This window comes from Zhongshania aliphaticivorans, assembly GCF_902705855.1.
Lineage (GTDB): Bacteria > Pseudomonadota > Gammaproteobacteria > Pseudomonadales > Spongiibacteraceae > Spongiibacter > Spongiibacter aliphaticivorans_B.
Genome location: NZ_CACSIJ010000011.1, coordinates 310141 through 336929 on the forward strand (window position 1 = coordinate 310141; position 26789 = coordinate 336929).

The following is a 26789-nucleotide window of genomic DNA, read 5'->3' on the forward strand; positions in this document are numbered from 1 at the left end:
ATGACATTGCAGCAAGTAGTCGTGACTACGTCAGGTGTATTGTGCGGTGAGAATGTGCGTTTTAGCGCAGTCTCAACCGATACTCGAAACATACAAAAAAATGATTTATTTGTTGCACTTTCTGGTGAGAACTTCGACGGCAATCAATTTATCGAAAATGCCAAAAATAGTGGGGCGATTGCCGCATTAGTGACTAAACCTACGGATCTTTTGCCGAGTGTGTTGGTCACAGACAGTCGCCGCGCCTTGGGCCTAGTCGCACGAGAAAATCGTCGTCAATTTTCAGGCCCACTTGTCGCCGTTACAGGAAGTAGTGGTAAGACCAGCACAAAGGAAATGTTGGCGAGTATTTTTGCTCAGTGCGGTGAGGTGTTCGCGACACAGGGCAATTTAAATAATGAAATTGGTGTGCCTCTAAGTTTGCTATCCATTCAAGAACAGCATCGTTTTGCCGTGATAGAAATGGGCGCGGCAAAGCAGGGTGATATTACATATTTGTGCGAGTTTGCCGAGCCAGATATTGCCGTGTTAACCAACGCGCAGCCGGCGCATATAGCCGGATTTGGATCATTGGAAGGTGTGGCGAAGACCAAGGGCGAGATATTTCGTAGTTTGCCGCAGCATGGCCTTGCCGTCATAAACGCTGATGACACGTATTGCGAACTGTGGCAGGGCTATGCCAAGCACGTAAGACAACGTTTATTCAGCCTTGTGCGTGAGGATGTCGATGTGTTTGCTCGTGATATTGATTTAAGTGTGCCAGGAAAAGTCCAGTTTGAGCTGGTCAGTTTTAACGGTAGTGCAAAGGTATGCATGCCTTTGTCAGGCAAGCATATGGTGGCGAATGCGCTCGCTGCTGCTGCTGCTTCATTGTCTGCGGGGGTGAGCTTAAGCGATGTAGTCGCTGGGCTCGAGTCAATGCGAGGTGTAAGCGGACGTTTACTCAGGCGCGAGTTGGCGGATGTCACGCTTATTGATGACAGCTATAACGCGAATCCAGGATCTGTGCGGGCAGCAATTGATGTGTTGTCATCGTGCGTGGGGCGGCGAGTTTTGGTTATGGGGCATATGGGTGAGTTAGGGCCTGAGGCTGGGTTGCGTCACCGAGAAATTGCAGCCTACGCCCGTGAGAACCGGCTAGATGCGTTGTTTGTTGTAGGTGAGTTTGCTTCGCTAATGGCTGACGAATTTGGTTCGAGAAGTTTTGCATTCTTAAATAAAGCCGAATTGATTTTGGCATTGAATACGTTCGTGAAGGCAGAGGATACGGTATTGATTAAGGGTTCGCGTAGTGCCGCGATGGAAGAAGTTGTAGATGCACTCTCTGCTGAATTACAGGGGAGGACTAACTGATGTTGTTATTTCTCTCTGAGTACTTGAGCCAACATATTAGTGGTTTTGCGGTATTTCAATATTTGAGTTTTCGGGGAATCCTCGGCGTATTAACGGCCTTAGCGATATCATTGTTAGTCGGGCCGTACATGATTAGGAAATTAAATTATTACCAAATTGGTCAATCAATTCGAGACGACGGGCCAAAGTCCCACTTAAGCAAGTCTGGCACTCCGACTATGGGCGGCGCGCTTATTTTGGTAGCAATTTTTACTAGTACTTTATTGTGGTCAGATCTGCGTAATCCATTTGTGTGGACTGTGTTAGCGGTTACCGCAGTATTTGGTGCAGTGGGTTGGGTGGATGACTACCGTAAAGTAATACAACGTAATTCCCGGGGGCTTCCTGCTCGGTGGAAGTATTTCTGGCAAAGCGTTGCGGGTTTGGGTGCCGCAATATTTTTATATGTGACCGCAGACAGTCCCGTTGATACGCAATTATTTTTTCCATTTTTTAAAAATGTAAGTTGGCAGATGGGGGCATTCTTCATTGTGCTGACTTATTTCGTAATTGTCGGCTCCAGTAATGCAGTTAATTTGACTGACGGTCTAGACGGTTTGGCGATTCTTCCTACTGTGATGGTTGGCGCAGCTTTAGGCTTAATTGCCTACCTTACCGGCAACGTAAAGTTTGCTGAGTATTTGCATATTCCTTATGTGGCTGGCGCGGGGGAATTGATCGTCATTTGCGGAGCGCTTGCTGGTGCTGGGTTGGGGTTCTTGTGGTTTAACACCTATCCAGCACAGGTATTTATGGGTGACGTTGGTGCCTTAGCGCTTGGTGCAGCACTCGGTACTATCGCAGTGATCACGCGGCATGAGATTGTATTTTTTATTATGGGTGGCATTTTTGTACTAGAAACCGTGTCGGTCATTTTGCAAGTAGCTTCTTTTAAGTTAACAGGGCGACGTATTTTTCGTATGGCGCCAATTCATCATCATTTTGAATTGAAAGGTTGGCCAGAGCCGCGAGTTATTGTGCGTTTTTGGATTATTACGGTAATGCTGGTGTTGTTTGGTTTGGCAACATTGAAATTACGATGAGTATTTTTATGGAATTGGTGTTGGCGTGAGTTTGATCGCATCTGACAATAGACGAATCGTTATTGGTTTGGGAAAAACCGGGCTTTCTATCGCTCGTTATTTTTCAAGGCAAGGTTTGTCGTTTGCCGTTGCAGATAGCCGCAAGGCACCGCCGGAGCTAGAGCAATTTCGAAGTGAATTTCCAAGCATCGAATTAAGTTTGGGCGAATTTACCGTCGATCAGTTTTTGTCCGCGACCGAGCTCGTTGTCAGCCCAGGTATTTCTTTGGCGGAACCAGCCATTGCCGCTGCTAAGGTACAGGGCGTTGAGATATCTGGCGATATCGAATGGTTCTGTCGTGAAGCTGGCGCGCCAATCGTAGCCATCACTGGTTCTAACGGTAAAAGCACTGTTACGACCTTAGTTGGTGAAATGGCAGCTTGCGCCGGCCGCCGAGTAGCAGTTGGTGGCAATTTGGGCACGCCGGCCTTGGATTTATTAAGCGATACAGTCGAATTATATGTGTTGGAATTGTCATCGTTCCAGCTCGAACGTTGTGCTTCGGTTGGTGCCGAGGTTGCTACGGTATTAAACGTGAGTGAAGACCACCTCGATCACCACGGAAGTTTAATTAACTATCATCAGGCAAAGCATAGAATTTTTAGAGACTGTAAGCAGGTTGTGATTAATCGCGATGATGCCCTGAGTACACCGCTAATTCCTGACAATGTTATCAGGTGGAGCTTCGGGCTAAGCCGTTCAGATTTTCGCGCGTTTGGTTTGATCGAAAAAGATAATGAGCAGCATTTTGCTTTGGCACGCGAAGCGCTATTACCTGTTGCGGCAATGAAAATTGCAGGCTCACACAATGTGAGTAACGCCCTAGCGGCATTGGCATTGGGCAGTGCGGTAGGTTTGCCGCTGCCAGCCATGTTAACGGCTATTTGTGACTTTAAAGGTCTTGAGCACCGCTGTGAGTTTGTAGCAGAGGTGAACGATGTACGTTACTACAACGACTCAAAGGGTACCAATGTTGGTGCCGCAGTGTCGGCTTTGCGCGGTTTGGCCAGCTCAGGAAAAGTAATATTGATCGCTGGCGGTATCGGCAAAGGCGCAGATTTTAAACCGCTTATGGACGCCCTAGCTGACACTGGACGTGCGGCGGTATTTATTGGCGAAATGGCCGCGTCGATGATGGCAATGCTGGATTCTCGACTTCCCGCTGTTATTAGCGAGAGCATGGCTGCGGCGGTCAAGGCGGCTGCTAATTACGCAGTGCCGGGAGATGTGGTACTGCTTTCTCCAGCATGCGCAAGTTTTGATATGTTCAGTAACTATGAGCATCGCGGTCGTGAATTTAGCAGCGCGGTAGCAGCGTTAGCGGGAGGCTTGTCATGACGGCATACCTCCGAACTAGCGTTGCAGAGCTAAAATTATTTGATCGCCATTTACAGTTGATTTTGGTGGCATTGTTAGTCGTTGGGTTTGTGGCTATGACCTCGGCCTCAGTCGAGCATGCCGCGAGTCGTTATGGCGATGCGTTCTACTTTGCTAAACGTTATTTATTCCACTTTAGTTTGGCGACGATCATCAGCGTCATTATGTATCTCACGCCTATTGATGTGTGGGAACGTAGTGGTTGGCTGTTGCTGTTATTTGGTTTTGTGGTGTTAGCGCTGGTGCTGATTCCTGGGGTTGGACGTGAGGTGAACGGCAGTCGGCGCTGGATTTCTTTAGGTCCCTTGACCCTGCAGGCGTCTGAGTTTGTAAAGCTGTGCGTCATATTTTATTTGGCCGGCTACCTTGTGCGTCGCCATGATGAAGTTCGTCAAAGCTGGTCTGGGTTTGTAAAGCCAATGGCACTGCTTTTCGCCGTAACTCTATTACTGATGCTTGAACCGGACTTTGGTGCAACAGTTGTTACTGCGGGCACCGCCTTTGTGATGATATTTTTGGGTGGCGTTAAGTTAGGGCAGTTTTTGCTGGTCATACTTAGCTGCGTTGCTGGCGCAGTGGCGATGGTTATTTTTGAACCCTACAGGATGAAACGTTTGACGGCGTTTACAGACCCTTGGGCCGATCAGTTCAATACCGGTTATCAGTTAACACAGTCGTTGATCGCATTTGGGCGCGGTCAGTTTAGTGGTGTGGGCTTAGGTAATAGTGTACAAAAATTATTTTATTTGCCCGAGGCGCACACCGACTTTGTGTTCGCAATTTTCGCTGAAGAATTTGGCTTTTTGGGCACCTTGTTAATTCTTGGTTTATTTATTGCGCTGATCGGACGAATTTTATTTATTGGCCGCTACGCAGAATCTATGGGCAAGCAATTTCATGCTTATGTTGCCTACGGCGTCGCGATAATGATCAGCGGTCAGGCCTTTATAAATATGGGGGTGAACGCAGGGCTGCTGCCAACCAAAGGGCTAACTCTGCCCTTTATGAGTTACGGCGGTAGCAGCTTGATGGTGTGTATGGGGATGGTGGCTTTGGTTGGGCGAATTGAACGGGAATGTCGGAGGCAAGATGGCCGCTGAGCGTACCGTATTAATAATGGCTGGTGGCACGGGCGGACATGTTTTTCCAGCGCTTGCGGTTGCTAGTGCCTTGGCGGAGCGTGGTGTTGCTGTGCATTGGCTAGGCACTGCCGCTGGTATTGAGGCGCGTTTGGTGCCCGCCGCTGGTTTGCCATTGCACTGCTTAAATATGGCTGGCTTACGCGGGAAAAATCCCTTGCGTCGTGTATTGGCCATCGCTAAAGCTGGCTTAGCGGTTCTGCATAGCATGCGTTTAATTCTTAAATTGAAGCCGTTTTGTGTGGTTGGTATGGGTGGCTACGCTTCGGGACCTGGTGGTTTGGCGGCAAAATTATTGTCGGTGCCGGTGGTGATTCAGGAACAGAACGCAGTGGCGGGAACGACTAATCGTCTATTGGCGAAAATAGCTACCTTGTGCCTAACCGGCTACCCCATCGAGCTTGGTGGTGAGCGCAATCGCTACATCGGCAATCCGGTTCGTCGTGAAATAGCGGCAGTTGATGCACCAGCGCTACGTTGGGCTGAGCGCAGCGGCCAGCTGCGTGTGTTGGTGTTGGGTGGCAGTCTCGGTGCCAAACCTATTAACGATGTTGTTGTTGCCACCTGGCAGCAGTTTGCGAGTGAAGACCGGCCATTGTTGTGGCATCAGACTGGCCGCGACCATGAGCAGTCGGTTCAGGCAGCGTATGCTGCGACCGGTATAGATGTGCTGGCTGAAGCCTTTATTGATGACATGGCGGCGGCTTATAGCTGGGCTGATATCGTGCTGTGTCGTGCTGGTGCGTTGACGGTGGCAGAGTTGGCTGCGGCGGGCGTGCCGGCGATATTAATTCCGCTGCCACACGCGATTGATGATCATCAGCGCGCTAACGCCAAGTGGTTTACTGATGGCGGCGCAGGCGAAATTATTGACCAGAAAGAATTTTCTGCCACTAGCTTAAAGGCGTGGTTAGAAAGCGATAAAGCGCAGCGGGGCAGTTTGTTGAAGAAGGCTGAGGCAGCACGACAGCTCGCAAAAATAGATGCTGCCGATGTGGCTGCAAATTATTGCATGGAGTTTGCCCATGACGCCTAAGCATCCATTTGTTGTGCCAGAAATGCGCCGTGTTAAACGTATTCACTTTGTGGGTATTGGTGGTGCGGGTATGTGCGGCATTGCCGAAGTATTGCTGAACCTTGGTTATGTGATTTCGGGCTCGGATTTAAAAGCGTCGCCAAGCACTGCAAGATTGCAGCAGCTGGGTGCGCGGGTCGCATTTGGGCATCGCGGCGAGAATATAGGTGATTCAGACGTGGTGGTGGTTTCCAGCGCTATCAACGACGCTAACCCAGAGATCATTGCCGCAAGACACGGTCGCGTGCCGATTGTGCGCCGCGCTGAAATGCTGGCTGAGTTAATGCGTTATCGTCACGGTATTGCGGTTGCGGGGACGCATGGCAAAACCACGACAACTAGTTTGATTACGTCGATTTTTGCGGAAGCGGGACTGGATCCAACTTTTGTTATTGGCGGTTTGGTTAACAGCGCAGGAACGAATGCGGCGCTTGGTGAAAGTCGCTATTTGGTGGCGGAAGCGGATGAAAGTGACGCCTCCTTTTTGCATCTGCAGCCTATGGTGTCAGTGGTTACAAATATCGAAGCTGACCACATGGCAACTTACGACGGTGACTTCAGTAAGCTGAAGCGGACGTTTATCGAGTTCCTTCACAACCTGCCGTTCTATGGCATAGCAGTGGTGTGTATCGACGACCCAGTAGTGCGGGAATTAATGCCAGATATTGGCCGGCCGACCTTAACCTACGGCTTTAGTGATGACGCGGATTTTCGCATCCATTCGCTACAAAAGCAGGGAATGCAAAGTCGCTTTGTGGTGACTCGCCCAGACGGCAGCGAGTTAGCGCTGTGTATTCATCAGCCGGGTGTTCACAACGTTTTAAATGCCACTGCGGCGGTTGCGGTAGCCACGGACGAAGGTCTAGCAGATGAGGCTATTTGCGCAGGTATAACCAATTTCCAAGGTGTTGGTCGTCGTTTTCAACGTTATGGCGAACTGGCTGTCGCAGGTGGTGAGTTCATGTTGGTGGATGATTATGGCCATCATCCAACCGAAGTTGCGGCGACGATTTCTGCGGCTCGGCAAGCATGGCCAGATCGGCGTTTGGTGATGTTGTATCAGCCACATCGATTTAGTCGCACAAAAGATTTATATGAGGATTTTGTACGGGTGTTGTCGACCGTCGACAGTTTATTGCTACTCGATGTTTATCCGGCGGGTGAAGAACCTATTGCCGGCGCAGATAGTCGCAGCTTATGTCGCAGTATTCGTATGCAGGGTAAGTTTGAGCCGGTGTTTGTAGAAAGCATTGAGGCGGCATTTGATTTATTAAAAGCTCGTGTACTCCCCGGTGATGTATTGCTTACCCAGGGAGCGGGAAATATAGGCGCCTTAGCGCAGCAATTGTCAGTTCAAGATTGGGTATAGGCATTACTGATGAGCGATATGACGGTAGCAAATATTAATCAGGCCATCGGCGGTAAATTAGCTGTGTTGTATGGCGGCCGCTCGGCGGAGCGTGAAATTTCGTTAAAAAGCGGCGCTGCAGTTGCCGCTGCATTTGAGCGTCAAGGCGTCGCGGTAGAAAAAATAGACGTAGCTGATGACGGCTGGATGCAGCGTTTAAAAGCAGACTTTACTCAGGTGTTTATTGCGCTACATGGCCCTGGTGGCGAAGACGGCACGGTGCAAGGTGCACTGGAATGCCTTGGAGTGAAATACACCGGCAGCGGCGTAATGGCGTCGGCATTAGCGATGGATAAATTCCGCTGCAAATTACTGTGGCTGGGCTTGGGTTTGTCGACCCCCAAATTTATTGAGCTCACTGCGGGCAGCGATTGGGCGGCAATTATTGCGGACTTGGGTTCGGTCATCGTTAAGCCCGCCTGTGAAGGTTCTAGTATTGGTATGGCGCGGGCAGAAACGGCGCAGGAATTAGAAGCGGCTTGGCAAAATGCTCAGGCCTACGGGCGGGTATTTGCTGAGCAATGGGTGGTTGGTAGCGAGTACACCGTAGCTATTTTAAATGGCAAAGCATTGCCGGCAATTAAGTTGGAAACGGACGCGGCATTTTACGATTTTAATGCCAAGTACTTATCCAATGAGACCCGCTACCTGTGTCCCTGTGGTTTGAGTGCGGCTGAAGAATTAGAACTGAGCGAATTGGCTTTAGCGGCTTTTAACAGTTTGGGCTGTCAGGGCTGGGGGCGGGTTGATGTAATGCGTGATAGTGACGGCCGTTTCTACTTGTTAGAAGTGAATACCGTTCCGGGCATGACCGATCACAGCTTGGTGCCGATGGCGGCAAAGCAGGCTGGATTAGATTTTGAGCAATTGGTGAAGGCAATTTTGGCTGGCAGCATTAACGGGAATGCCAGCGCGTAATGCAAAGGATAAGCGCCAAGAGTAATCGCTTTAAACGCAGTAGACCGGAGCGCGGTGAGCGTCAGCCGGTGTCGCGAGAATGGGGGCGTATTTTTAATCGTCTTTTGCTCGTTGCCGCGGTGATGGGGTTTGTATACGGAGTGGAGAGATTGGGCAGCCAATTGGAATCCATCCCGGTTGATAGAGTGGTATTTGCCGGTGATTTTCGTCACGTCAGCCGAGAGGTATTGGTTGACCGAGTGACGAGTCATTTGGCGGTTGGCTATATCGGCCTAGATTTAGAGGCCATCCAAGGTGAATTAGAGCAGGAGCCTTGGGTGTATCGCGCGATTGTTGAGCGAGTGTGGCCACGGGAGTTAAAGATAACGATTGTTGAGGAAGCGCCAATTGCGGTTTGGGGTAATGGCGGATTACTCAATCATCGCGGCAAGATATTTTTGCCGGCAAAAGAAATACAGAGCGATGCAAATCTGCCTTTGCTGAGTGGCCCCGAAGGCAGTGCGATTGAAATCATGCGGCAGTATCGCTTGATGAGTCAGTTGCTAGGTGATGAAGATTTGGTACTCCAGCGCTTACAGATGAATGATCGCGGCGCATGGACCGCCACCTTAAATGGCGGAGCGGTATTAGTACTGGGGCGACAGGAACCATTAGAAAAATTGCGTCGCTTTATGTGGGTTTACAAGCAGCAATTGGCTGCGGATTTTGAACGGGTAAAGCGTATAGATACACGCTATATCAATGGTTTAGCGGTGTCTTGGCATCAGTTGGAAGGTAGTTAACGTAAATGGCTAAAGTAAGTGCGTTGCCGGTGCGGAACGGATCGCTCAATAGGGAGAAGCAAAGCAATGGCTAGTTCACATGCAAGCCGGATGATTGTTGGTCTGGATATTGGCACCTCAAAAGTGGTGGCTATCGTCGGGTCGATGAACGAAGACGGCAAGCTGGAAATTGTCGGCATTGGTTCACACCCATCGCGAGGCCTGAAGAAAGGCGTGGTGGTGAATATTGAATCCACTGTGCACTCGATACAGCGTGCGATTGAAGAGGCGGAATTAATGGCGGGATGCGAAATTCACAGCGTCTACGTTGGTATCGCCGGCAATCATATTCGTAGCTTGAACTCCCACGGCATTGTCGCTATTCGCGACCGTGAAGTGTTTCAGCTTGACCTCGATCGAGTTATCGACGCGGCGCAAGCGGTGGCGATTCCTGCCGATCAAAAAGTGCTGCATATTTTGCCGCAGGAATTTGTGATCGACGAGCAAGAAGGCATTAAGGAGCCGCTGGGTATGTCGGGCGTGCGCCTTGAGGCCAAGGTGCATTTGGTGACTTGTGCGGTAAACGCAGTACAGAACATCGAAAAGTGTATTCGCCGCTGTGGGCTAGAAGTTGAAGACGTCATTTTAGAGCAGTTGGCGTCGAGCTACGCAGTGCTGACGGATGATGAAAAAGAACTGGGTGTTTGCTTGGTAGATATAGGCGGTGGCACCACGGATATCGCGATATTCACCGATGGTGCAATTCGTCATACCGGTGTTATTCCTATTGCTGGCGATCAAGTCACAAATGACATTGCCATGGCTCTGCGTACTCCAACGCAGTATGCCGAGGAAATCAAAATCAAATACGCATGTGCGTTAACCCAGTTAGCGGGCGAAGGAGAAATGATTAAAGTGCCAAGCGTGGGTGATCGCGCGCCGCGTGAGCTTTCTCGGCAAGCACTGGCGGAGGTGGTTGAGCCTCGCTATGACGAGTTATTTACCTTGATACAGGCAGAGCTTCGTCGCAGTGGTTACGAAGACCTCTGCGCCGCAGGCATTGTGCTGACTGGTGGCACTTCCAAAATGGAAGGTGTCGTAGAGCTGGCGGAAGAGATTTTCCATATGCCAGTTCGCATAGGTGTTCCACAAGATGCGCGGGGCCTAACGGATATTGTCCGCAACCCAATTTATTCAACGGGTGTGGGTTTGCTGCATTACGGCATTAAACATCAGGCCGAACATGGTGGGCGCGGTCGCGTTCGCAGTGGTGGCTTTTTAACGAATTTGAAACAGTGGGTTCAAAATAATTTTTAACGAAGTGATAGGCGGTCGCGTTGGCAGCGCGGTTGAATATGCAAAAAGGGAGAAAAACCATGTTTGAATTAGTAGATAACGTTCCACAAAATGCAGTAATTAAAGTAGTGGGTGTCGGTGGTGGTGGCGGTAACGCCGTTAAGCACATGATTGCCTGTAATGTTGATGGCGTCGATTTTATCTGCGCTAATACTGATGCGCAGGCGCTGACCAACGTATCGTCTAAAACTGTGCTGCAGTTAGGCACCACCATTACCAAAGGTTTGGGTGCGGGTGCTAACCCTGAGATTGGCCGTCAGTCAGCGATGGAAGATCGCGACCGGATTGCCGAGGCGCTGCAAGGTGCTGATATGGTGTTCATCACTGCGGGTATGGGCGGCGGTACAGGTACTGGCGCGGCACCTGTTGTAGCTCAGGTGGCAAAAGAGCTGGGTATCCTCACGGTGGCTGTCGTAACTAAGCCATTCCCGTTTGAAGGCAAAAAGCGCATGGCAGTTGCGTTGGAAGGTATGAAGGAGTTGCGTCAGCACGTGGACTCATTGATCACCATTCCAAACGAAAAGTTGTTGCCTGTGCTAGGTAAAAACACCAGTCTGCTTGATGCCTTTAAGGCCGCAAACGATGTATTGTTGGGCGCGGTTCAGGGTATTGCTGATCTGATTATTCGTCCAGGTATGATCAACGTCGACTTTGCAGACGTTCGTACAGTGATGTCTGAGATGGGTATGGCGATGATGGGCAGCGGTATTGCCACGGGTGAAAATCGCGCTCGCGAAGCGGCAGAGGCAGCAATTCGGAGTCCATTGCTCGAAGATGTCAATTTGCAAGGGGCGCGCGGCATTTTGGTTAATATTACCGCAGGTTTGGATCTATCCCTAGGCGAGTTTAACGATGTCGGGGATACTATCGAGGAATTCGCTTCTGAGAACGCAACAGTCGTTGTCGGAACGGTAATTGACCCCGATATGGTTGATGAATTGCGAGTAACCGTAGTGGCAACAGGTCTTGACGGAATTGGTCAAGAAGCGCCACTCAAAGTTGTTGAGTCACGGCCTGTAGAGGCGCGTTCAACGGACTATCGTAAATTAGATCGACCAACCGTAATGCGTAACAACCAGCAAGCGGCGGTTGCGCGAGATGTGGCTCCGGCGCCAATGGCAGATAAAGACATGGAATATCTCGATATTCCTGCGTTTCTGCGGCGCCAAGCCGATTAACCAGCTGTAGCCGGTACAGCAGAGCGAAGTGCCAGCGATTTGTCGCTAGCACATAGTAACGTCGTCTCTGCGATGTAGCCGTCCGGTCCATAGAGTGAGTATGAACATGATTAAGCAACGCACATTGCGCAACACCATCCGTGCCACCGGAATTGGTTTGCATTCAGGAGAAAAGGTCTATCTGACGTTAAAGCCCGCGCCGGTGGATACTGGTGTGATATTTCGTCGTACCGACCTAAATCCCGTTGTTGAAATTCATGCTCATGCTGAAAATGTGGGTGATACCACCTTGTCGACCACGCTGATGAATGGCGACGTGCGGGTATCGACGGTGGAGCATTTATTGTCCGCAATGGCTGGTTTAGGTATTGATAATGCCTATGTAGAAGTTAGCTCGTCTGAAGTGCCGATTATGGATGGCAGTGCCGGGCCTTTTGTATTTCTCATTCAATCTGCCGGGATTGAGGAACAAAATGCGCCTAAGAAGTTTATCCGTATTAAGCGCGCGGTCACGGTGACAGATGGCGATAAAGTCGCAAGTTTCCTCCCTTTTGACGGCTTTAAAGTCTCTTTCACCATCGAGTTTGATCATCCGGTCTTTAAAGACCGGACTGGTCATGCCGAGCTAGACTTCTCTAGCACCTCCTTTGTTAAAGAAGTGAGTCGTGCACGGACATTTGGCTTTATGCACGAAATCGAATATCTCCGCTCTAAAGGCTTGGCCCAGGGCGGCAGTGTCGATAACGCCATTGTGGTTGATGAATATCGTATTCTTAACGAAGACGGCCTCCGTTACGAAGACGAGTTTGTAAAGCATAAAGTCCTGGATGCTATTGGCGATTTGTATCTACTGGGCACGAGCTTGATTGGTGAGTTTAAAGCTCACAAGTCGGGGCACGGTCTGAATAATGTGTCTCTTCGTGCGCTCATAAAAGACACTGACGCGTGGGAGTGGGTAACATTTGAAGACCCAGCTGACGCGCCCATCAGCTATATGGCGCCAGCCGCTTTAGCCTAAGGGTTTGTCTCCATCATGCTTGGTCTGGCATCAGTCTAAGCATGGTAATATTCTCTCATCTATGCGATATTGCGCCTCGGTGTAACGGTATAGTTTATTTCCTGCCTGCGGGTAATCAGTACGAACTTTGGCGTGAATTCTTTAGAGCATCACGTCAGGGCCGTCATCATATTTTCATTCGGACAATGTAGCTTGGTGCGGTTTTTGCGGGCGATATAAATTCATCGCATAGTTTGGGGCTGATGTATTTAGACCCAAAACTTTTAAATTTAGACAATCTGCCAGAGCCATCAATGATAGGGATGTAATCCCGGGAACAGTAACGAATTCATCATGATAACAGCAGTAGTAAAGAAAGTTTTTGGTAGTAAAAACGACCGCGAACTCAAGCGGATGCGCAAGGTAGTCGCTAAGATCAATGCACTCGAAGAGGGCTTGACGGCACTAGACGATGCAGCGCTTGCGGCGAAAACCGCCGAGTTTAAGCAGCGTTTAAACAGCGGCGAAACCCTTGATCAAATATTGCCAGAAGCGTTTGCTGTCTGCCGAGAGGCCAGCCGCCGTGTTATGGGCATGCGCCATTTTGATGTCCAGCTTATCGGTGGTATCAGCCTGCATGAAGGCACCATTGCGGAAATGCGTACCGGTGAGGGTAAAACCCTTGTAGGCACCTTGGCTGTTTATCTTAATGCATTAGAAGGTAGTGGTGTGTTCGTGGTCACGGTCAATGACTACCTCGCCCAGCGCGACGCCAATTGGATGCGGCCACTTTATGAATTTTTGGGCCTGACGGTTGGCATTATTCGTTCTGGTCAAGAATCCGAGCAGAAGCGTGCTGCCTACCAATCCGATATTACCTACGGCACCAATAACGAATTTGGTTTTGACTATCTGCGCGATAATATGGCCTTCGCAATTAGCGATCGTTTTCAGCGCAGCTTAAATTTCGCAATTATCGATGAAGTCGATTCCATACTCATCGATGAAGCGCGTACACCACTGATTATTTCTGGCCCCGCAGAAGATAGCTCCAAGCTCTATAAGCAAATTAACCTGTTTATTCCGTCATTAATACCTGCTGAAGTTGATGAAACGGGTAAGCCGGCTGATGACGGCCATTACACCATTGATGAAAAAATGCGTCAGGTGGAATTAACGGAGCAGGGCCACCAGTTAGTTGAAGACATGCTAGTGCAAGCGAAATTGCTGGATGAAGGCGATAGCCTTTATGCCGCAGGAAACTTGAATTTGCTGCACCATGTGAATTCGGCATTGCGCGCCCATGTGTTATTTCACAACAACGTGGAATACATTATTCAGAATGATCAAGTTGTATTGATTGATGAGCATACCGGCCGCACCATGGCTGGCCGCCGTTTATCCGAAGGTCTGCATCAGGCCATCGAAGCCAAAGAAGGCGTGACTGTTCAGGCCGAAAGCCAAACACTGGCCTCAACGACTTTCCAGAATTACTTCCGCCAGTTTGAAAAGCTCGCCGGTATGACCGGTACAGCAGATACTGAAGCCTTCGAATTCCGTCAGATCTATGGTCTGGATGTGGTGGTTATCCCCACCAATAAACCGAGTGCACGCCGCGACTCTAATGATTTGGTGTACTTAACGAAAGAAGAGAAGTACGACGCGATTGTCGATGACGTGAAAAGTGTTGTTGAATTAGGTGCGCCGATTTTAGTGGGTACCGCGTCGATTGAAACCTCTGAGGAAATGTCGCAACGCTTCCAAAAGGCGGGTATTCAGCACAAAGTACTAAACGCAAAGTACCACGAGCAAGAAGCAGAGATTATCGCCCAAGCGGGCCGCCCCGGTGTTGTCACTATCGCGACGAACATGGCGGGTCGCGGTACTGACATCGTGCTCGGTGGTAATGTAGATGTAGAAATCGCCCAGCTAGAAAACCCATCCGATGCGATAATTAACGAACTGCGCGAAGCGTGGAAAATTCGTCACGAAAAAGTCATGCAGGCGGGCGGTCTTCATATCGTCGGTACTGAACGTCACGAATCGCGTCGTATAGATAATCAGTTGCGTGGTCGTGCAGGCCGTCAGGGCGACCCCGGCGCATCGCGTTTTTATCTATCACTTGAAGATAGCTTAATGCGTATCTTCGCCTCAGATCGAGTGCGCGGCATTATGCAAGCATTAGGTCTAGAGAAAGGTGAGGCCATTGAGCACCGCATGGTGTCTAACGCCATCGAAAAAGCGCAGCGTAAAGTTGAAGGTCGCAACTTCGATATGCGTAAACAGCTGCTTGAATACGATGATGTGGCCAACGATCAGCGCCAGATTATTTACCAACAACGTAATGAGCTGCTAGAAGCTGATGACATTAGTGAGATGCTTAAAGCGATTCGCGCAGATGTCGTAAGCGATGTCATTAACGAATATATTCCGCCACAAACACTCGAAGAGCAATGGGATATTAGTGGCCTAGAGCTTCGTATTGAAACAGAATTTGAAGTTAAATTGCCGATTCAGCAATGGTTGGATGAAGATCGCTCGGTTAACGAATCGGTCATTCACGAGCGCGTTTATGCGGCGGTAGATGAAGCGTATGAAAGCAAGTGTGCGCTAGTTGGTGCAGACATGCGCAAGATCGAGCGTCATATTTTCTTGCAGGTATTAGATACCCTATGGAAAGAGCATTTGGCGACAATGGATCATCTGCGCCACGGTATTCATTTGCGCGCTTTCGCACAGAAGAACCCAAAACAAGAGTACAAGCGGGAAGCCTTTGAGTTATTCCAACAAATGCTGGAATCGCTTAAGCACGATGTCGTTCGCTTTCTGTCGCACCTGCGTTTACAACAGGACGAAAATGCAGAAGCTCTAGAGCAGCAGCGTCGTGAAGAGCAGGCTAAGCGCGCGATGGAGTTTCAGCACGCCGAATCTAGCGGATTAAATCTTGAAGAAGATGACGAGCAGCCAGCGCAAGCTGCTGCTCAGCCAGAAACCTTCGTGCGCGATGCCCCCAAGGTGGGTCGTAACGACGCATGCCCCTGTGGTTCTGGCAAAAAATACAAACAATGTCATGGCAAATTAGACTGAGGAAGACGCAAGCATGGCGGTAGGTTCTGGAGAGTTAGGTACGCTGCATACGGTAGATGGAGTGAGAATCGGTGTCTCCAGTGCCGGCATTAAAAAGCCAGGACGAATTGATACCGTCGTATTTGAACTTGCAGAAGGTAGCTCGGTTGCGGGCGTGTTTACGCTTAATGCCTTTTGTGCCGCGCCCGTTACCCTTTCTAAGAAACACCTTGCTGCGGCTTCGCCACGGTATTTATTAATTAATACCGGCAATGCCAACGCCGGAACCGGCGCAAGCGGTATGGCGGATGCAGTGACCTCATGCTCTGCCTTGGCCGCGGAAGTTGGCGTCACTCCTGAGCAAATTCTTCCGTTCTCTACCGGTGTCATTGGCGAAAAGCTGCCAATTGAAAAGTTAGTTGCCGCGTTACCCGCAGCACTTAACGCTCTGTCAGCTGACGGCTGGGAGCGCGCTGCCAACGGTATTATGACTACCGATACACGCCCTAAAGCGACGTCACGGCAGATTGAGATCGATGGACGTAAGATCACCATTACTGGCATCTCTAAAGGCGCCGGCATGATTAAGCCCAATATGGCTACCATGCTGGGCTACGTCGCTACAGACGCGGCGATTGCGCCTAACGTATTGCAAAGCATGTTAGACGTGGCAGCTGATGCGTCGTTTAATCGCATCACCATTGACGGTGATACCTCGACGAATGACTCCTGCGTACTAGTTGCCACCGGCAAGGCTGGCGGTGAAATACTGACTGCGGCGGAAGGCCCGGTTTTTGAAAGCTTACAAAACGCCATCAACGAGGTGTTTCTTGAGTTAGCCCACGCTATTGTTCGTGACGGCGAAGGTGCAACTAAATTTGTAGCGGTGGAAGTAGTCGGCGCAAAAGATGTTTCAGAAGCATTGAAAGTCGCCTACGCGGTGGCAGAATCACCTCTCGTGAAAACGGCGCTATTCGCCAGTGACCCAAACTGGGGGCGTATATTGGCAGCGATTGGCCGCGCAGGTGTGGAAAGCTTAGATGTATCGACCTTAACCGTTCATCTTGATGACGTGTTAATTACTGAACACGGCGGTCGCGCAGAGACGTATACCGAAGCCGCAGGCGCAGCGGTAATGAAGCAGTCTGAAATCTCCATTCGTATCAATCTCAATCGCGGTCAGCATACCGAAACGGTATGGACCACCGACTTCTCTTATGACTACGTCAAGATCAATGCAGAATACCGCAGCTAGTAAACGGGTTCACGTTGCAGTCGGAGTCATTTTTAATTCGCAGGGCCAGATACTCATTGCGCGTCGCCACAATGACGCGCATCAAGGTGGCTTATGGGAATTCCCCGGTGGCAAGGTCGAGTCTGGTGAAACCGTTTGCGAGGCCCTGGGTCGTGAGTTACATGAAGAGCTGGGGATTACTATTCAGTCGTCGTCCTGCGCACAACTAATCGAAATACGTCACGACTATAGCGACAAAGTGGTCTTGCTAGATGTGTGGACGGTGTCTGATTTTGACGGCGAACCGAGCGGGAAAGAAGGGCAGCCGTTGCGCTGGGTTGATCGAAAATTGCTTTCTGATTACGCATTTCCAGCGGCTAATATTGCGATTATTGATGCGCTGTTAAAAGCAGATTAATTGGGCTTTAAGCCCCTAGTAGCCTCTGTCTAAATCTTCACTAAATACGTCTTCTAACGGTTGCCCAGGAATGGCGTGATCTTCGTTTGCCCACGCTACTAGATCATTGTTTTTACATCGAGCAGAGCAAAAGGGGCGGAAGGTGTTGTTGCTGTCCCAAATTTGTTCTGTGCCGCAATTTGGGCAGGGAACGAGGGGCGGTTTTGTTGTTGAATAGCTCATTTATTGGGCCTTAGAGTCTCTGGCTAAAACTAAAAATTGTTGATGCAGCTGGCTGATTTGCTCGTCTAGGTCAGCAAATCCAGAGTTGTTGTCGATTACATCGCTAGCTGCGGCAAGTCGTGCCTCACGGGAGGCTTGGCTGGCAATTATACGCTCTACCTGCGCCTGTTCATTGCTGTCTCGTTTCATGGTGCGTTCAAGCTGAACAGACTCCGGAACATCTACCACCACTAAGCGTTGGCAGAATCCTTGTTGATTACCTTCGACCAGTAGAGGTGAAACATACATCGCATAGCTGCTTTGCACGGCGGCTAATTGCCTTGCGGTTTCGCTTGCAATAAGGGGGTGCAGCAGCGACTCCAGCCATTGCTTGGCATCTGCATCCGAAAAAATAGTTTGTCTAAGGGCGGCGCGATCAAGATGGCCGTCGCTCTGTATTAAATGGGGGCCAAAATGCGCGGCTATCTGTGCCAGTGCATCCGTGCGGGGTTCGACGACTTCCCGTGCAATCACATCGGCATCAACAATGCCAACGCCAAGCTTGGCGAAGCGATTCGATACAGCAGTTTTGCCGCTTCCAATACCGCCGGTTAGGCCGACAATAAAATTGCTCATAGTGGTTTCGGTTTTCAAATTGAGTGCAGTTGATGTGCGTGGCTAGCGGAACCCCGCCATACCTAAGTAAGCGTTAATAATACTATCGCCCCAGAATACCGCAATCCAGCCGGCGCCGGCCAAATAGGGGCCAAAGGGCATTGGAGTCGATGTGGAGTTGCCGCGTGCTGCCAGAATAATACCGCCACAAACCGCACCAACAATAGACGACAATAAGATAATAAGCGGCAAATACTGCCAACCTAGCCATGCACCTAGCGCCGCCAATAATTTGAAATCACCGTAGCCCATACCTTCTTTGCCGGTAATAATTTTAAAAAGCCAGAACACGCTCCATAAAATCATATAGCCCGCCATAGCACCCCATAGTGCGTCGGTAATCGAAATATGTTCAAAGACGCTGTTATAGAGAAGTCCCAGCCATAATAGTGGCAGAGTGAGTTGATCGGGTAGCAGCTGATGATCGATATCGATCACCGTGAGAATTAGCAGCAGCCAGCTAAATAAAATTATCGCAAAGGCGTAAGGGCTGATGCCTAAGATGAGTAGCGGTAAAATACTAAGCAGTGCGGTGATAATCTCTATTAGCGGGTAGCGAAGGCTAATACTCACTTTGCAACTGGCACAACGTCCGCGTAGCAGCGCATAACTTATTACTGGAATATTTTGCCATGCTTTAACGGGCGCGTTACAAGCGGGGCAGTGTGAGTTGGGAACAGCTAAATTAAATTTTTCGGGTTCTGGTGTGGGCGGTGAATCGGCTTGTTCATCATTAAGTAAATATTCGCATTCCTGACGCCAATTAGCCTCCATCATTTTGGGGAGTCGGTAAATAACCACGTTGAAGAAGCTACCGAGTAGTAAGCCCAAAATTCCTATAACGGTGATAGTAAACGCGGGCGCGCCTTCAAGGGTGAGGAAAAAATTCATAAACATGCTCAGAAATAGAGGATCTTATTCAGCTTGCTAAGTAGCTGCCGCCTTATTGGCAGATTACATCGCAGAGCCTAGCATAAATATCGGCAGGTACATGGCAATCATCAGGCCGCCAACTAACACCCCAAGTATCGACATAATAAACGGTTCTAGCAAAGCGGTTAGCGTATCGACAGCATTATCGACGGCCTCTTCGTAATGCGTTGCAACCTTATCTAACATCTCATCTAAAGAGCCAGATTCTTCGCCAATCGAGACCATTTGTAACAACATACTGGGGAATAAATTGGTGAACTTAATTGATGAATAGAGTGTTTGGCCGGTAGTTACATCATCGCGAATCTGGATGATCGCCTTGCCATATACCGCATTACCTGCCGCTCCGGCAACTGAGTTGAGGGCGTCAACTAGAGGCACGCCAGCGCCGAAGGTCGTTGCTAAGGTTCTAGAAAAACGTGCGATAACAGAATTAAAAACAATGTCGCCAATCACGGGTATTTTAAGCGTCATCTTATCTACCCAGTCAGAAAATCCTTTTGATTTTTGCCTGGCGGTCTTAAACGCAAATCCTGCGGCAATGGTTATGCCTAATAATATATACCAGTTCGCCTGCATCCACTCGGAGAGGGAGACAACCATTTTTGTAAAAGCTGGAAGGTCGGATCCAAAGCTCTCAAACGTTGTTGCGAATGTGGGTACAACTTTAATCAGCAAAATAGCGGTTACGACTACCGCGACGACCATGACGGCGATAGGGTAGGTAAGTGCCTTTTTGATTTTTGCTTTTAGTGCTTCTGTTTTTTCTTTGTAAGTTGCGACTCTATCCAGCATCACTTCAAGCGTACCGGATTGTTCGCCAGATGCGATTAAACTACAGAATAAATCATCGAAATACTTTGGGTGTTTGGCGCAAGCATTAGCAAAGCCGCCACCCGATGCGACTTCATTCTTAATATTGACAACCAATTCTTGCATTGTTGGGTTGTCGACGCCTTCTGCGACAATGTCAAAACTCTGTACTAATGGCACGCCCGCTTTAAGCATGGTAGCCATTTGCCGAGTGAATATGGCAATGTCGGCGGGCTTGATCGCCTTTTTATTGCTAAACAGCGGTTTAGGTTTACGTTTTACATTCTTGGCAGCAATACCTTGCTTACGTAAATGGGCTTTTACCAAGGCGCTAGAGCCCGCTGTCAATTCACCTCGGGTTTTACGGCCCTGTTTATCGACGCCTTGCCAAACAAAAACCTGAGTTTTGGATGTTGTAGCCATTATTAGTCCTTGGTCACTCGGTTTACTTCTTCAAGGCTGGTTACGCCCTGCGCGCATTTTTGGAGCGCGGATTGCCGCAAATTTGGGAAGCCCTCTTTTTGCGCTTGCGCAGCTATTTCTATTGAATTGCCGTTTTCCATAATAATACGAGAAATATCAGGCGTGATGCGAACTACTTCGTAAATCCCCACTCGGCCCTTGTAGCCGTTATTGCAACGATCACAGCCGACGGGGTGCATGACGGTTGCCGTTTCTAATAGTGCTTCTGTAAAGCCTTCTTCTAATAAGGTGTGTTTTGGCACATCTAAGGGTATGGCGCATTCTTTACACAAACGTCTAGCCAAGCGCTGCGCAATAATCAGACTGACCGAGGTCGCCACGTTAAAGGCTGGAACCCCCATATTTAAGAGTCGCGTTAAGGTTTCTGAGGCGCTATTGGTGTGCAGGGTAGATAAAACTAAGTGACCGGTTTGTGCGGCCTTGATCGCTATTTCCGCTGTTTCTAAATCCCGTATCTCACCAACCATGATAATGTCAGGGTCTTGGCGGAGAAAGGAGCGCAGTGCTTCGGGGAAACCAAGCCCAACTTTAGCGTTAACATGAACTTGGTTAATCCCCTCCAAGTTAATCTCTACCGGGTCTTCTGCCGTGGAGATGTTGCGTTCTGGCGTATTTAGGATGTTAAGTCCGGTATATAGCGATACTGTTTTACCAGAGCCAGTTGGGCCTGTAACCAGAATCATACCTTGCGGCTGATTCAGGGTTTTCATATACATGTCTTTTTGCGCTGGCTCATAGCCTAGTGCATCAATGCCCATTTGTGCTGAGCTAGGGTCGAGTATCCGCAATACAACCTTTTCGCCCCACAGCGTGGGCAGTGTGTTTACACGGAAGTCGATGGCGCGGGTTTTAGACAGCTTCATCTTAATCCGGCCATCCTGCGGAACTCGTCGCTCAGAAATGTCCATTTGCGACATAACCTTTAAGCGAGCGGCAAGGCGATAGCCCAAAGACGCCGGCGGGCGGGCGACTTCCTGCAAAATACCGTCGGTGCGGAACCTCACTCGGTAGGTCTTTTCGTAGGGTTCAAAATGTATATCTGAGGCGCCACCGCGTATTGCGTCCAAAAGTACTTTATTTACAAACTTGACCACGGGTGCTTCGTCGGCACCTTTTAGGTCGACTTCGCCGCCGCCGTCTTCATCCACCGCCTCAATGTCTAAATCTTCTAGATTGAGGCCGTCCATATCGCCAAGGCTGTCGGTGAGCGACTCCTCTTGCGCAGCAAGATAGGTGTCAATCGCTGCGTTTAAGGCGGCTTCTTCGACAATGATGGGCTCAGTTGTTAAGCCGGTGTGGAATTTGATTTGGTCGAGGGCATGGATATTGGTCGGGTCAGACATACCAATAAATAAGCGCTTGCCGCGCTTCCACAAGGGCAGCGTTCTATGAAGCTTAATTAGTTTGTTGTCGATGATCTTTTGCGGAGATAACTCGGTTGTATAAGAGCGCAGATCAATAAAGGGGATGCCAAACTCATCAGCCGCTATTTCAGCTATCTGCACCCCATCTGCCAGTTGCTTGCTGACTAAATAAGACACCAAGCTTTTTTTGTCCTTCTGAGCAGTCTCTTGCGCTTTGCGGACGGTATCCTCATCGAGAATTTCGTCGTATACAAGGCGTCTGGCAAGTCCGTTTAAGGGCGTAATTGGGCTATTCATGGCGTCACTTTATCGTTAAAAACCTAATGAAAACAGTATAGTGCCTATTATTAGATTAAGCACTACACTGAATAGTGGGCATGGGCTGAAGCTAAATTTGCGCGCCGTAATAGTGGTTGATCGGGGTAATTTTCGCCACTTTGTGACGTTTTTTGTCAGTAAGTGCGGGCCGATATCTGTGTGATGTGACTGTATGACGCAATGTAAACAATAGACAAGACTGCTCCTGCTCCCCGTGTGTCGCGCTTTTGCGCCATATCGTGCATGGCTTCTGAATTGCTGGCACAAATATTGATAACTATACGGTCAGTGATGGATTTCTATCACAAGAAGAAATCAAAAATTTAGCGGAGTTCATTATGAAAAAAGTTCAACAAGGTTTTACATTGATTGAATTGATGATCGTTATCGCGATTATCGGTATTTTGGCAGCGGTTGCTTTGCCTGCTTACCAAGACTACACAATTCGCGCAAAAGTGTCTGAGGTTGTATTGGCTGCATCACAGTGCCGTACTAGCATTACAGAAACTATTCAAAGCACCTCAGGTTCTACATTGCCGGGCGCTGATGATTGGGGTTGTGAGCAAACTGATACCACTACCAATGCAACAAAATACGTAGCCACCATCAATACCACTAATGCTGGTAAAATTACTGTCGCTTCTAGTTCTGCGAGTGATTTGGGCGCAGCGGCCAGTAAAAATGTAACCTTGGTGCCAATGAAAGACGACACTAACCCTATTGCTAACACTGATACCGGTGTTGCGGTATATGGCTGGCGTTGTGGTTTGACTGCTGATGGTACCAGCATGGAATCAAAATACCTGCCAGGTTCTTGCCGCGGTCAGTTCTAAGTTTACTTGATCCTTCTCCAATTATTTGGAGAGAAAATAGCCCCTTTTGGGGCTATTTTTTTTACTGCGCGGATAATAGCCAATGCAACAAGAATCGCAAGCGACCATAATACGAATAATGTTTGCTGGATTACTTGCTCTAGCAGTCGTGTATTGGCCTGGAATTCATGGCATCTTTTTTATTGATGATGTAGTCAGCTTTGAAGGTTTGCTACTCGTTAAAGATTTCCCAAGCGCGGTATATTATGTTTTTACCGGCCACGCCGGCCCTTTAGGGCGCCCTGTCGCATTAGCTAGTTTCTTACTTCATGGCGACGCTTATCCAAATAATCCACTCCCATTTCTTAGTGCTAATATTGCAATCCATTTGAGCAATATTGCCCTATTGGCTTGGGCGATACGTCGTTTACAAATTCAAACTCCATCTTTGCTTGGCACAAGTACTTGGCTGGCTCCAATAGTGTCCTTGCTATGGGGTGCGCTTCCAATACTGGCATCAACATCGCTAATGGCGGTGCAAAGAATGACGTCGCTAAGTGCATTGTTTATGTTACTTGGCGTACACAGCTACTTATACGCCCGAGTAAAGGCGCGTGAGCAGAATTGCTTAGGACTGTTAGCTGCAATTATTGGTATTGGCCTATCTACCTTATTGGCAATGTTCACCAAAGAGAACGGTGCGTTGCTGCCCTTGCTGCTATTGGCTATGCATTGCTTATTATTTGTAAAAGATAAAGGTGCTAGCGGCGGTGTAAATACATCTGATGCCTATAGCCGAACCCTTACAGTGGCCTTGTGTTTGCCAAGTCTGTTGCTACTCGCCTATATAGTGAGCCGTATACCAAGTATCGAGGCGCGATATTGGAATCGGCCGTTTACCCTTTCTGAGCGCCTTGCCAGTGAAGTGGTCATTTTGTGGGAGTATTTGCGGGTAGCATTTCTCCCAAGATTTGCAGATATGAGTCCGTTTGCCGACGACTATCCAATACGCCATTTTTCAGACCGAATTGTCCAACTTGCATTATTAGCATGGGGCGCTGTGCTGGGGGCGGGGTTACTACTTTGGCGTAGACAAAAGCCCTTGCTGTTATTTGCCTTGCTTTGGTATCTGCTTGGCCATTTACTTGAATCTAGCCTGTTTCCCCTGTTTTTGTATTTTGAGCATCGTAACTATATTCCCATTATTGGGCCTGTTCTGCTTTTAGTTGTTAGCGTTTTACAGCTTTCGGTTTCAGTTAATTTGAAAATAGTGGCTTCCCTAATGTATGGGTGCTTCTTGGTTTTTGTACTCTGGCAGACCAGCTCTACCTGGGGAAACCGTCAATTGTTAGTGTGGGCTAAGGAACACCCAGATTCGCCTCGCGCATTGCAGTTGATGGCTGGAGCATACATGAATGCTGGTCGAGTGGATGAGGTATTGGCTTTATATGCTGGTGCTTTAGATAGAAATCCAAAACTAACGAGTGTTTCTGTGCAAGGTTTAAGAGCTAGCTGCTATATAAGATCAGGCGGGGAGGAGGCAAGGCGGTATTGGATGAATAATGTCAGAGGCACTATCCCAACAGGCGATTTTAGTTTGCTAACGATTTCCTCCTTAGAGGCGATTATGCGCTTGCAGCTACAGGGTCGCTGCACCGGGCTGGAGTCGTCTGATATGTTGGAACTAGTCGATTTGATTGAAAGCCATTCAGTACATCGTCGTGGTACAGACCCAAACCGATTGTCGGCTATTCGCGCTAATGTATATTTAGCTAATGGCGATACCGAGGCGGCGATGATTGAAATGCAAAAGGGCCTTGAGAAGAAGCCAGATTTAGAAACGATCCAAGTTTTGTATCGATTGCTATTGGCGAACAAGGGCGGAGTGGCAGCCAGAGAGTTTTTACAATGGGCGCGTACACTTAAGCCGCGCACTAAGAATCCATTAATATTAAGACGCTGGCAACGGGATTTGGATGCGCTAGGAAATTGAGTGCATCGATGTATTCTAGGGTATGGGTGAAGCCCAGTTTAGTTTATATATTGTGAGGCTGGATGTGTGGTACGCAAAGTTGAAGGCATTTTTTACGCATTTTGTTGTGACGGCATTAGTGGCGGGCATTGTTAGTTATTTAGTATTCAAACAGTGGTTTCCTGAACCGTTTGCAAAAATGATGGACGCCGGAAGTCTGCTGATATTGGTATTGATGTGTGATTTATTGCTGGGCCCACTAGTATCTTTTGTTATATATAATCCACAAAAAAAATTAAAAACGCTGGTAAGTGATTATGTGGTGGTTGTTGGTATACAGATCGCGGCATTAGCATATGGTATGTCAACGGTAGTAGATTTGCGTCCGGTATTTTTAGTATTTACAGCTGATCGCTATGTTGTTGTAAGCGCCGGGGAATTGTCTAGTCAGGAAATAGAGCAAGGGAGTAACGCGGATTTTCCAAAGGCTAGTTTTGGCGGTTATAGAACAGTATATGTTGAAAGAATAAGCGATCCTGAAAAGCAAATGGCTCTCATTATGTCGTCACTAGATGGCGGGCGTGATCTGCAGCATGTGGTTGAAAATTATCGCCCCGTAAGCGCTCATGTCGCAGAAGTGTTGGCGAGGGCTAAGTCCTTAGATGAATTAGAAGAAAAATACCCTGAAAGTCATCATCTATTGGAGCAAGAGTTAGCAAGCATCGGCCGAGATAGAGCCGATTTGCTGTGGTTGCCGGTGCAAGCTCAAAAGGCATTCTGGACCGCATTAGTAGATAAAAAGACCGCATTACCAGTTGGGTGGCTAGAAGTAGATCCGCTGTAGCTGAGTAAGCAAAGGTAAATTACACATGGTAGATGTATGAATTTTTCGGTTGTATTGCCGGCAAAAAACGAAGCGGCGACAGTTGGCGTAGTCGTTAAGGCTATTAGGGCTCGCTATCCGCGATCTGAAGTGATTGTTGTAAATGACGGCTCTGATGATGACACTCAAACTTTGGCTGAGGCTGCGGGGGCGAAGGTAGTTAATCATCCTTATTCAAAAGGTAATGGTGCTTCCATAAAATCCGGTGCTCGGGCTGCAAGCGGTGATGTTATTGTTTTTATGGATGCGGATGGGCAGCATAACCCAGATGATATTGAGGCATTGTTAGCTGGAATAGATGAGGGCTACGACTTAGTAGTGGGGGCGCGCCAGTCTGGCTCTCAGGCAAGTGTTGGAAGGGGCGTTGCTAACGGCTTTTATAATAAATTAGCCAGCTATATGACAGGGCACAAGGTCGAGGATTTAACGTCAGGTTTCCGAGCCGTTCGCGCTAGTAAATTTAAAGAATTTCTGTATCTGTTGCCGAACGGATTCTCATATCCAACTACAAGCACGATGGCATTTTTTCGTGCGGGCTACTCCGTAAAGTATGTGCCGATTCATGCCGCCCAACGTGAAGGGAAAAGTCATATCAAGCCATTAAAAGACGGTATGCGCTTTTTACTCATCATTTTTAAAATTGGTACTTTGTATTCACCATTAAAGCTATTCACCCCAGCAGCTGTAATATTTTTTCTAATGGGGTTGGGTTGGTATGGGTACACCTTTGTGACAGTAGAAAGGTTTACCAATATGAGTGCATTGCTGTTCACCGGCGCCGTAGTGATCTTTATGATGGGATTAATATCAGAGCAAATAACGGCGTTGATGTATAAAAAGGAATAGCGAGCTGGCGCCAAAGCCGATTAGTGTAAATCACGTAGAAATTCACAGGTATTGACTGAGGTAATCGATGTTAGCAGAAATTAAATC

The 26789-nt window shown here is 48.6% G+C and carries 23 protein-coding genes; 18 read left to right on the forward strand and 5 right to left on the reverse strand.

The window, feature by feature from the left end; translation table 11 throughout:
- The 14 genes from GVJ32_RS05920 (at position 1) to mutT (ending at position 17402) form a co-directional block, all read left to right on the forward strand.
- Entirely contained in the window at positions 1-1353 is a 1353-nt protein-coding gene (locus tag GVJ32_RS05920) for a UDP-N-acetylmuramoyl-tripeptide--D-alanyl-D-alanine ligase (RefSeq protein ID WP_159239115.1), read from the forward strand.
- Positions 1353-2435 (forward strand): phospho-N-acetylmuramoyl-pentapeptide-transferase, encoded by a 1083-nt coding sequence (mraY, locus tag GVJ32_RS05925; protein WP_159239116.1) that lies wholly within the window; start codon positions 1353-1355, stop codon positions 2433-2435. Before GVJ32_RS05920 ends, mraY begins: the two co-directional genes overlap by 1 nt.
- Positions 2436-2460: 25 nt before the next feature.
- Positions 2461-3813, forward strand: coding sequence for a UDP-N-acetylmuramoyl-L-alanine--D-glutamate ligase (gene murD / locus GVJ32_RS05930; RefSeq protein WP_159239117.1), 1353 nt, complete (start codon positions 2461-2463; stop codon positions 3811-3813).
- Positions 3810-4952, forward strand: coding sequence for a putative lipid II flippase FtsW (ftsW, locus tag GVJ32_RS05935; protein ID WP_159239118.1), 1143 nt, complete (start codon positions 3810-3812; stop codon positions 4950-4952). The genes murD and ftsW overlap by 4 nt, the downstream gene beginning before the upstream one ends.
- Entirely contained in the window at positions 4942-6027 is a 1086-nt protein-coding gene (murG, locus tag GVJ32_RS05940) for an undecaprenyldiphospho-muramoylpentapeptide beta-N-acetylglucosaminyltransferase (RefSeq protein ID WP_159239119.1), read from the forward strand. The genes ftsW and murG overlap by 11 nt, the downstream gene beginning before the upstream one ends.
- Complete coding sequence (gene murC / locus GVJ32_RS05945) at positions 6017-7435, forward strand: UDP-N-acetylmuramate--L-alanine ligase (RefSeq protein ID WP_159239120.1); 1419 nt, start codon at positions 6017-6019, stop codon at positions 7433-7435. Before murG ends, murC begins: the two co-directional genes overlap by 11 nt.
- A gap of 9 nt (positions 7436-7444) precedes the next feature.
- Positions 7445-8392 carry a D-alanine--D-alanine ligase gene (locus GVJ32_RS05950; protein WP_159239121.1) on the forward strand — a complete coding sequence of 316 codons (948 nt, stop codon included), beginning with the start codon at positions 7445-7447 and terminating at the stop codon, positions 8390-8392.
- Positions 8392-9174, forward strand: a complete 783-nt coding sequence (locus GVJ32_RS05955; RefSeq protein WP_159239122.1) for a cell division protein FtsQ/DivIB — start codon at positions 8392-8394, stop codon at positions 9172-9174. Before GVJ32_RS05950 ends, GVJ32_RS05955 begins: the two co-directional genes overlap by 1 nt.
- 66 nt (positions 9175-9240) lie before the next feature.
- The gene (ftsA, locus tag GVJ32_RS05960) at positions 9241-10470 is read left to right on the forward strand and encodes a cell division protein FtsA (RefSeq protein ID WP_159239123.1); all 1230 of its coding nucleotides are present in this window, start codon (positions 9241-9243) and stop codon (positions 10468-10470) included.
- A 59-nt stretch (positions 10471-10529) separates the two neighbouring features.
- On the forward strand, positions 10530-11687 hold the full coding sequence (gene ftsZ, locus GVJ32_RS05965; RefSeq protein ID WP_159239124.1) for a cell division protein FtsZ: 1158 nt from the start codon (positions 10530-10532) through the stop codon (positions 11685-11687).
- A gap of 106 nt (positions 11688-11793) precedes the next feature.
- Complete coding sequence (lpxC, locus tag GVJ32_RS05970) at positions 11794-12705, forward strand: UDP-3-O-acyl-N-acetylglucosamine deacetylase (protein ID WP_159239347.1); 912 nt, start codon at positions 11794-11796, stop codon at positions 12703-12705.
- Between the two features lie 333 nt (positions 12706-13038).
- A complete protein-coding gene (secA, locus tag GVJ32_RS05975; protein ID WP_159239125.1) occupies positions 13039-15771 on the forward strand; it encodes a preprotein translocase subunit SecA in 2733 nt (910 codons plus the stop codon).
- Positions 15772-15784: 13 nt separating this feature from the next.
- Positions 15785-17005: a bifunctional glutamate N-acetyltransferase/amino-acid acetyltransferase ArgJ gene (gene argJ / locus GVJ32_RS05980; RefSeq protein WP_159239126.1), complete on the forward strand. Its 1221-nt coding sequence runs from the start codon at positions 15785-15787 to the stop codon at positions 17003-17005.
- A complete protein-coding gene (gene mutT / locus GVJ32_RS05985; protein ID WP_235035059.1) occupies positions 16968-17402 on the forward strand; it encodes an 8-oxo-dGTP diphosphatase MutT in 435 nt (144 codons plus the stop codon). Before argJ ends, mutT begins: the two co-directional genes overlap by 38 nt.
- A gap of 15 nt (positions 17403-17417) precedes the next feature.
- Here mutT and GVJ32_RS05990 read toward each other — a convergent pair whose 3' ends face one another.
- The 5 genes from GVJ32_RS05990 to pilB form a co-directional block, all read right to left on the reverse strand.
- Positions 17418-17624 carry a DNA gyrase inhibitor YacG gene (locus GVJ32_RS05990; RefSeq protein ID WP_159239128.1) on the reverse strand — a complete coding sequence of 69 codons (207 nt, stop codon included), beginning with the start codon at positions 17622-17624 and terminating at the stop codon, positions 17418-17420.
- Positions 17625-18239 (reverse strand): dephospho-CoA kinase, encoded by a 615-nt coding sequence (gene coaE / locus GVJ32_RS05995; RefSeq protein WP_159239129.1) that lies wholly within the window; start codon positions 18237-18239, stop codon positions 17625-17627. It abuts the gene before it with no gap.
- A 42-nt stretch (positions 18240-18281) separates the two neighbouring features.
- A complete protein-coding gene (locus tag GVJ32_RS06000) occupies positions 18282-19169 on the reverse strand; it encodes a prepilin peptidase (RefSeq protein ID WP_159239130.1) in 888 nt (295 codons plus the stop codon).
- A 63-nt stretch (positions 19170-19232) separates the two neighbouring features.
- Positions 19233-20447: a type II secretion system F family protein gene (locus tag GVJ32_RS06005; protein WP_159239131.1), complete on the reverse strand. Its 1215-nt coding sequence runs from the start codon at positions 20445-20447 to the stop codon at positions 19233-19235.
- A 2-nt stretch (positions 20448-20449) separates the two neighbouring features.
- Positions 20450-22168 (reverse strand): type IV-A pilus assembly ATPase PilB, encoded by a 1719-nt coding sequence (gene pilB / locus GVJ32_RS06010; RefSeq protein ID WP_159239132.1) that lies wholly within the window; start codon positions 22166-22168, stop codon positions 20450-20452.
- Positions 22169-22527: 359 nt separating this feature from the next.
- Between pilB and GVJ32_RS06015 the strand changes: the two genes are divergently transcribed.
- The 4 genes from GVJ32_RS06015 (at position 22528) to GVJ32_RS06030 (ending at position 26702) form a co-directional block, all read left to right on the forward strand.
- On the forward strand, positions 22528-23022 hold the full coding sequence (locus GVJ32_RS06015; protein ID WP_159239133.1) for a pilin: 495 nt from the start codon (positions 22528-22530) through the stop codon (positions 23020-23022).
- An 82-nt stretch (positions 23023-23104) separates the two neighbouring features.
- On the forward strand, positions 23105-24994 hold the full coding sequence (locus tag GVJ32_RS06020) for a tetratricopeptide repeat protein (RefSeq protein WP_159239134.1): 1890 nt from the start codon (positions 23105-23107) through the stop codon (positions 24992-24994).
- Positions 24995-25016: 22 nt separating this feature from the next.
- On the forward strand, positions 25017-25817 hold the full coding sequence (gene tfpZ, locus GVJ32_RS06025; protein WP_159239135.1) for a TfpX/TfpZ family type IV pilin accessory protein: 801 nt from the start codon (positions 25017-25019) through the stop codon (positions 25815-25817).
- A 36-nt stretch (positions 25818-25853) separates the two neighbouring features.
- The gene (locus GVJ32_RS06030; protein WP_159239136.1) at positions 25854-26702 is read left to right on the forward strand and encodes a glycosyltransferase family 2 protein; all 849 of its coding nucleotides are present in this window, start codon (positions 25854-25856) and stop codon (positions 26700-26702) included.
- The last annotated feature ends 87 nt before the right edge of the window (positions 26703-26789 follow it).